The following is an 8045-nucleotide window of genomic DNA, read 5'->3' on the forward strand; positions in this document are numbered from 1 at the left end:
AAGCTCCAAACCGCCGTTTTTCCGACTGAAATTCAGTGGTTTTACACTGCAAAACGTGCCCTTTCGACTTGCAAAAGGTATGCTTTTGCAACGTAAAAGCATACCTTTTAGGCATAAGGGAGATACGATTAGCGCCACAGAAACCACTAACTCACTGATTAGCAGCAGGTTATAAGAATCCTCATTTTTTACGTATTTTCGCGTCAAAACACGTTTCCGCGCAGGGCATGGCCATTCTGAGAGCGTTAAACAGACAGAGTTTTCTGTTTTTATCCCCAACCAAACATCACCATTCAGCCCCTTATCTGCTCCATGCCGGGCAGGCCGCCGCCGGCTTGTTTGCAGCCATTGCCATTCAAGCCAAGACCATAACGGCACGTAAAGGCAGGCTGAAAGCATAAACAAGACAGCTAACAGAAATAAGCATAAAGCATGATGCCGGATGCGGCTTACGGCTGATTTCAGCCTATAATGCGGCAACGCCTTGAGTACATTATATATAATGCGCGCGCATATTTACAGAAATGATATTCTGTCATAACCACAAAAGGCATCATGCGCGCCTTATCCAAAGGGCGCACATCTCGCCGAACTCTCTATTATTCAGCATGTTACAATCACACAGAATCACACATAGCCGGCAAAAAAGGCATAAAAAAGGCCTTAGCACATGACATATTATTACGACAAAATGTCACCACGTGGCACACTTTATGCCACATTTTCGCCTTTGGCACACGATTTGTATAAAAGTAAGCGAATTAATTAACATCGATAAAAACAAAAAAAATATATAATTATGGGAAAGATTATAGGAATTGACTTAGGTACAACAAACTCATGCGTTGCAGTTTTCGAAGGCAACGAACCTGTTGTAATAGCAAATAGTGAAGGTAAGCGCACCACTCCTTCTGTAGTGGGCTTCGTAAAAGACGGTGAGCGCAAAATCGGTGACCCGGCTAAACGTCAGGCAATAACAAACCCGAAGAACACCGTTTACTCAATCAAGCGCTTCATGGGCGAAACTTACGCTCAGTGTGAAAAAGAGACAACACGTGTGCCGTTCACAGTAGTCAACGAAGGCGGATATCCCCGCGTTGACATCGAAGGCCGCAAATATACTCCGCAGGAAATTTCTGCAATGGTTCTTCAGAAGATGAAGAAGACAGCAGAAGACTATCTCGGACAGGAAGTTACAGACGCCGTAATCACCGTTCCGGCATACTTCTCTGACTCACAGCGTCAGGCTACAAAAGAGGCCGGACAGATTGCAGGACTCAACGTTCGCCGTATCGTCAACGAGCCTACAGCCGCAGCTTTGGCTTATGGTGTTGACAAGGCAAACAAAGACATGAAGATTGCTGTGTTCGACCTTGGTGGTGGTACATTCGATATCTCTATCCTTGAGTTCGGCGGCGGCGTGTTCGAGGTGCTTTCTACTAACGGTGACACTCACCTTGGCGGTGACGACTTCGACCAGGTTATTATCGACTGGCTCGTTAATGACTTCAAGGCTGCTGAAGGCATCGACCTCTCTAAAGACCCGATGGCAATGCAGCGTCTGAAGGAAGCTGCCGAGAAGGCTAAGATCGAGCTGTCAAGCTCTACATCTACAGAGATCAACCTGCCTTACATCACAGCCGAAGGCGGTGTGCCAAAGCACTTGGTAAAGAATCTTACACGTGCTCAGTTCGAGCAGCTGGCTCACTCTCTGATCCAGGCTTGTCTCGTTCCTTGCCAGAACGCCATAAGAGACGCCAAGCTTAACACAGCCGACATTGACGAGGTTATCCTCGTAGGTGGTTCAAGCCGTATACCTGCCGTACAGGAGCTGGTTAAGAACTACTTCGGCAAAGAGCCTTCAAAGGGTGTTAACCCTGACGAGGTTGTGGCAGTGGGTGCATCAATCCAGGGTGCTATCCTTAACAAGGAAGGCGGCGTAGGCGACATCGTGCTCCTCGACGTAACACCTCTTACACTGGGTATCGAGACAATGGGTGGCGTAATGACAAAACTTATCGACGCCAACACCACAATACCTTGCAAGAAGAGCGAAGTGTTCTCAACAGCAGCCGACAACCAGACCGAGGTTACAATCCACGTTCTGCAGGGTGAGCGCCCGATGGCAGCACAGAACAAGAGCATCGGTCAGTTCAACCTGACAGGCATCGCTCCCGCACGTCGCGGTGTTCCTCAGATTGAGGTTACATTCGATATCGACGCCAACGGTATCCTGAAGGTTTCTGCAAAGGATAAGGCTACAGGCAAGGAGCAGGCCATCCGCATCGAGGCTTCATCAGGTCTGAGCAAAGAAGAAATCGACCGCATGAAGGCAGAGGCAGAGCAGAACGCTGAAAATGACAAGAAAGAGCGTGAGCGCATCGACAAGATGAACCAGGCAGACTCAATGATCTTCACCACCGAAAACTTCCTGAAGGACAACGGTGACAAGATTCCGGCTGACCAGAAGGGCAACATCGAGAACGCACTCAACCAGCTCCGCGATGCTCACAAGAGCGGCGACATCACAGCCATAGACAACGCCATCAACGGCCTCAACACCGTTATGCAGGCAGCCAGCGCTCAGATGTATCAGAACGCAGGCGGCGCACAGCCTAACGCAGGCCAGGGCTTCAACGGCGCCAACGCCGGAGGCCAGCAGGCTCAGAACGACGGCAAGGCTGACGACAACGTACAGGACGCTGACTTTGAGGAAGTGAAATAAGGTTTCATAACCTAATATGATATAAGAAGTCCGTGTAACTTATTGAGTTGCACGGACTTCTTGTTTTCTTCTACCACAATGTTTAATTACACATAAAAGACAATAAAAAGGGCTGAAACCATCAAATGGATTTCAGCCCTGCTTGTGTTTAGTAAAATAGGTTTTATCTTATGGCAATAATTCTAAAATCTGATTTTTCGCATTGTTGTCTGTCCTGATTCAGAAGTATGCTTAACGATATAAACACCATGAGTCAGGTTATGACCAGGAACCTGAATGCCTTGGAGATTGAAAACTTCCAGTTTACCTTCCTCAGAGCAACATATTGTTCCCTCCGGAGTTACGTAAATTGAAACATTAGTTATTTCATTATTTCTGATATCAGTTGCTCCGGTTTCAATGTGTGCCTTTGCGGCATTGTCTATAATACCGGTCTTACCATTTATCAGCAAAGCTACGATTGACAGATATTTTGTGCTCTGTACTCTCGGCAGCTCAATATCCTTAGTGAAATCATAAAATTCTCCAACCTCAACTTCTGAAGGCATACTGTTTTCTATTCCATTATAATCGAATATACCTCTTGCCACATGATTGAATTTAATCGGTGCCGGATTAGGAAGATTTTCAAAGCCTCCCATCTCACCATTCGCACCTCCGGCATAAGCATTTGCCTGCGTAACTCCGGTGATACTGTCCTCAAGTATGACAAAAGCTATGCGATAGTCAAGATCCTTGCCTGGATTAGCAAACGTTGCCGTAACCTTTGCATGTACGACATTGTCTTCTAAGTTTGCACTTGTCACCATGCTGGCAACGGCCTGGTCCCTTACAAGATTCTTGTATTCACTTTCAAGATTACCCGACAACGGACTGCAAACCTTTTGCGGGTCTCTGTTAATGATGCAGTTTGGATATGAGTCGAAATAATTCTGTATAGGTGCATAAGTGTCCTCGCTGAAGACATCTCTATCGTGAGCGGCTATACCGATGAATGTATCAGGATATTTCTCATCCATATACTCGAAAGCCACAATTCCTTTAGGACACCATCCGCACCAAGTGCCAGTACCTTCTTCAACAACCATCCTTCTTACAAAAGAATTCTCTGTAACTTTGATATATGCAACAACATCATTATTAACAGGATTGGCATCTTCTATGCCATTAACAGAAACAAGTTTCATATTGACTGTGTGCATTCCAAATTCGTTAATAGCAGGCACATCAATGCTGAAGCTTGTAGAAGAACCGCCTGTAAGATACGTGGTTTTCTCAATTGTCTGAGTTTCGCCGTTGTCAATATTGTATTCAACCTTATAGCCCTTTATTGCCTTAGTCGAAAGATTTTCAAGTTTTGCCGTAAGTTTAAATCCCTCACCCGGTTTTACCAATGTTTCATTGTTTACTATTAAGCGTGCGTCTTCGGGCAAGTCTTCGCCTTCAATGCGGACAGCAATATTCAGAGCATTGTATTTATACTCTTCATTACCGGCATAGTCTATCCATGCGTTGTCTCCGTCTTTCACCCAACATCCGTTTACATTATAAATGCTTGAACGTCCTATAGGGTTTATACCTACGCAAGAATATCCCACATAAAATCCCTTGCCGCTTATTACGTATGCATCATCGAAACTAAAAGAAGCCACACCTGTTTTTTGCGAACCGAACGTTTTCTCTGTTTCAGGTGTACCGTCAAGATCTTCAGTAATGAACACCTTCAATTCACTTACCGAATTATACAGTCCAACACGTACAGCCGTAGCCTTCTTTCCCTTGTAAAGTTCTGCTACTTCAGAAGGTATGTATATGGCTCCCGAAACAGTTGTATTCTGCCCTATACCGATACCATTTAAAATGATATTATCACTGTATCCCCAATAAATTTGGGCCGCTACATCAGCCCGGCCAAGCATAAAGAGCAAAGATAATAATAATAATTTTAGATATTTCATTTTGAATAAAATAATAGGGTATAATGTTATTATTGTCTTTTTATAAAAATCGGATTACGACCTTCCGCTACAGGATGGTCGTAATCCGGACAAAAAGATTATCTGCATACATTAACTTTGACGTTGTTCATAGAACCGTCAGCAGCAACAGTGTGTATTATATACAATCCAACAGGAAGATTGACTGCCAAAGAATTCTGCGAGCCGTTCAGATTAAACATCTTTATCATCTTACCGCTGATATCATATACATAAACCTTCTTAAGGTTATTTTCATTAAAGTTCAAAGTAGAAGTCTTTGAATCATACCATACAGAGTTAGCACCAATATTTACATTTTCAATACTGCCTGCAATACCCCTTACAGCCATATGTATAACAGGAACCTTCCAATATGCCATCGGTGAACCGTCACTAAGGATTGATCTTGTATTTTCAAAATCATCATTGTTGAACATCTTAAACAATGCAGGATAGTCATTTCCAACCAAACCGTTCTTGACAACTGCTATACACAAGTTTTTATCTTTCTTGTATTCAAATTCTTCAGAAAGGATGAAAGACATAAAGTTTGTTCCAGGATTGATTGTTACAGATCCTTCGTAAACCTGTGTCATATCTTCAAGTGGAATAGCCTCGCTTTCAGTTTTGAAGATAGTCTTGTCCGTATTGCACATATAGATTTTTACATCTACCGGACCAAGAACAGAAGTGATTTCGTTACCAGTATATTCATATGCTATACGGCTTATACTTCCGTCAGTCTCAACATTGATCTCGTCTGCAAAATATAACGTCTGTGTCATACTTTCACCTACGATGAACGACATAGGAATTCTAGTGTCATCACCTATTGTATTTTCATCTGTAACGAGTACATTGTACGGCGGCATGCCTTCCGGCAATACATTTACAGTATACGGTTCAGTAACATTATTACTTTCGTCGCCGTCACCCTCAATTTCAACCAAGCCAACAAGTTCGACCTGGTCTTCAACATCAGGAACATAAGTTACAGTAACCTCTGCAGTCTTGAACATTTCAACAGCAGGAACATCTGTAGTTGAACCTAAGACAACATAGTTGCCATTGTCTACACGTGCAATCTTAACTTCGTATTTGTCTGCCGTCTTATAAGAGTTGTTGTACAGTTTTACCTTACATGTATTATTTCCATTGCATACTGCATCAATAATTCCATCCAAGCTTACAGCGCTCATATCAACAGGATGAATCTCCTCTATCGTTACTTCCTGCAAGCTGAAGATATCGTCGCCTGTTACCAAAGACACGTCTATTCCATAATTGTAAACACCTGTCTCCTTAATCTCAACAATGTCTTCAAATGTCTTAACGTAGTAATATTCATCTGCAGAGTAATCCTTCTCTTCGCGAAGCACGTTTGTCATATCGCCAGCAGTCCTTCCTTGACCGATAGCAATTCTAAAGTCTTCCTTACAGCCATTAGGACCATAATAAGTCTTTATCTTTGTTGTTATTTTATACGTCTTTCCTGCTTCCAGCTTGACATCCGGTGAAATCAACCAACAGTTTTCTCTCTGATGTGTTGTTGTCATCATTCCTTCGTCTCCAGCCATAGAGCCACCGCTCCATTCCCAATCGCCAAGATTTGTCCATGCCTCTGAGAGAATCTGGTCTGTGAAATTGAATTTCACAGGAGTTGTGTATGCTGCTCCGGCTATGAACTTCTCTGTCTCTGTTGTCTCACCGACACCTGTTACGTTTGAAGTCTGTATTGTATAATAGTAGCACTGCTGATTACCTAGATTTGTATCTGTAAACGTAGTTTCAGTCTGGTCTTTAGCAATTTCAATTTCGTCAGGATAACGTATGATTGTATATTTAAGTCCATCAGGATTTACATATCCGCCGTTCATACCATATTCTGGAGCATCCCATGTAACAGTAACACTTTCTCCATTGTTCTTCACCACAATATTTCCGACAGCTCCGGGAACATCCTCGCCTACGAAAACGCTAATGCTGTCCTTGATACCTTTTCCAAATTCATTGCACGGAACAACATAATATGTGTTTATTCCTGCATTTGGAGTTTCATCTATCCATGACATTTCCTGTCCTTCCTTGCCTTCTGCAGGGAGAGTAGCCGCCGGTGTTTCTGAACCATCCTTATATATCTGTACTTCTTTCAGGTCTGTAAGTTCCTTTTTATTCCACTGCAATGAAGGATTCGTCCATGTCAATGTGCTTTTCATTGATCCTGTCATATCGGGAGTAGCTTTCAAATCCTGAACTTTTGCAGGTGCATTCTCATTTTCAGGCAACGTATAAGGAATATACAATCCTACGAAATCGCCCCAGAATGCTCCAAGAGCTTCCATATTACCAGTTTCCAGATTTACAGTATACAATTGCTGCTTGTTATCATCTGCTCTAAGGGCGATCCAATATAAGTCACCTGTAGTGTAGTCAAATGACATTGTTCCATAATAAGCTGTAACAAACGAACTTCCGTTATAAGAAAGCTTCACTTCTTTTTTAACATCGAAGTTGTCTGTATCATATGCAATAAGCTTTGCACCTACGTTACTTTCACCTTCATATATTGAATTCTGCACCCATAATGTACCTTCCATATCTACAGACATAGCAAAAGATATGAAATCAAAATCATGCAGTTTTGTCGGCGTACCCGTAGCTCTGTCTATTTTGTAAAGAGTTGACACCTGTGCCTGATTTTCTTTGGTTGTCTGTCCAAGAGCATACACCTCGTCTTTCACGGGGTTATATGTCATGCAATACAACGTATAGCTATGCCAGTTGTCATAAAAATCATCTCCCTGCTCGAAATTCTTGACTATATCCAGTTCTCCCGTCTCCGGTTCAACTTTTACAAAGGCATACGGATAGTCATATCCCAATGAATACTGGAAAATATAAAATGCATAATAAGCATCGCCGCCCCAGCATCCACATCTCAGACCATCAACGAATGACTGTGAACCAGGATTCCAAGTTTTTAGCTTTATAGCATTTTGAGGCTCTTTTGACCAGAACTTATACCATCCACGCTCTTGATTGTAATAATCATCCAATGTTGTTGCATACATCAGGATTCCTTTTTCTTTTTCCTCATTAGGATTCACTTTTTGCATGCCATTAGTCTGTAGTTTAGAGCTAACTCCTAATTTAAAATCAGGAAATTTTTGTCCCGTTTGCGCATGAACGGAAAACGATGTTGCTGCTACTAAAAGTAACAAAAACAAATAGTAACTTTTTTTGGCTCACCCGATAAATAGTGGGGAAAGAAAATATTACGCATAAATTTTAGTCAGCCTAAAGAGGAAGAATGGTATGTCAATAACTCCTCGGAGCAATGC

At 42.5% G+C, this 8045-nt stretch carries 3 protein-coding genes; 1 reads left to right on the top strand and 2 read right to left on the bottom strand.

Annotated elements, in window-relative coordinates; all coding sequences use genetic code 11:
* The first annotated feature begins 799 nt into the window (after positions 1-799).
* Positions 800-2725, top strand: a complete 1926-nt coding sequence (gene dnaK, locus ACZMIG_RS12355; protein WP_021855716.1) for a molecular chaperone DnaK — start codon at positions 800-802, stop codon at positions 2723-2725.
* Between the two features lie 182 nt (positions 2726-2907).
* On the opposite strand, the gene ACZMIG_RS12360 is transcribed toward dnaK, so the two are convergent.
* Positions 2908-4683: a secretion protein gene (locus tag ACZMIG_RS12360; protein ID WP_302354201.1), complete on the bottom strand. Its 1776-nt coding sequence runs from the start codon at positions 4681-4683 to the stop codon at positions 2908-2910.
* Positions 4684-4781: 98 nt separating this feature from the next.
* Positions 4782-7820, bottom strand: a complete 3039-nt coding sequence (locus ACZMIG_RS12365; RefSeq protein WP_487889641.1) for a T9SS type A sorting domain-containing protein — start codon at positions 7818-7820, stop codon at positions 4782-4784.
* Between the last annotated feature and the right edge of the window lie 225 nt (positions 7821-8045).

The sequence above is a fragment of the Xylanibacter sp. genome (assembly GCF_057607445.1).

Bases quoted from the DNA above. Each gene is read 5' to 3' on its own strand.
- dnaK (WP_021855716.1), top strand. From the start codon at position 800: ATGGGAAAGATTATAGGAATTGACTTAGGTACAACAAACTCATGCGTT.
- ACZMIG_RS12360 (WP_302354201.1), bottom strand. From the start codon at position 4,683: ATGAAATATCTAAAATTATTATTATTATCTTTGCTCTTTATGCTTGGC.
- ACZMIG_RS12365 (WP_487889641.1), bottom strand. From the start codon at position 7,820: ATGCAAAAAGTGAATCCTAATGAGGAAAAAGAAAAAGGAATCCTGATG.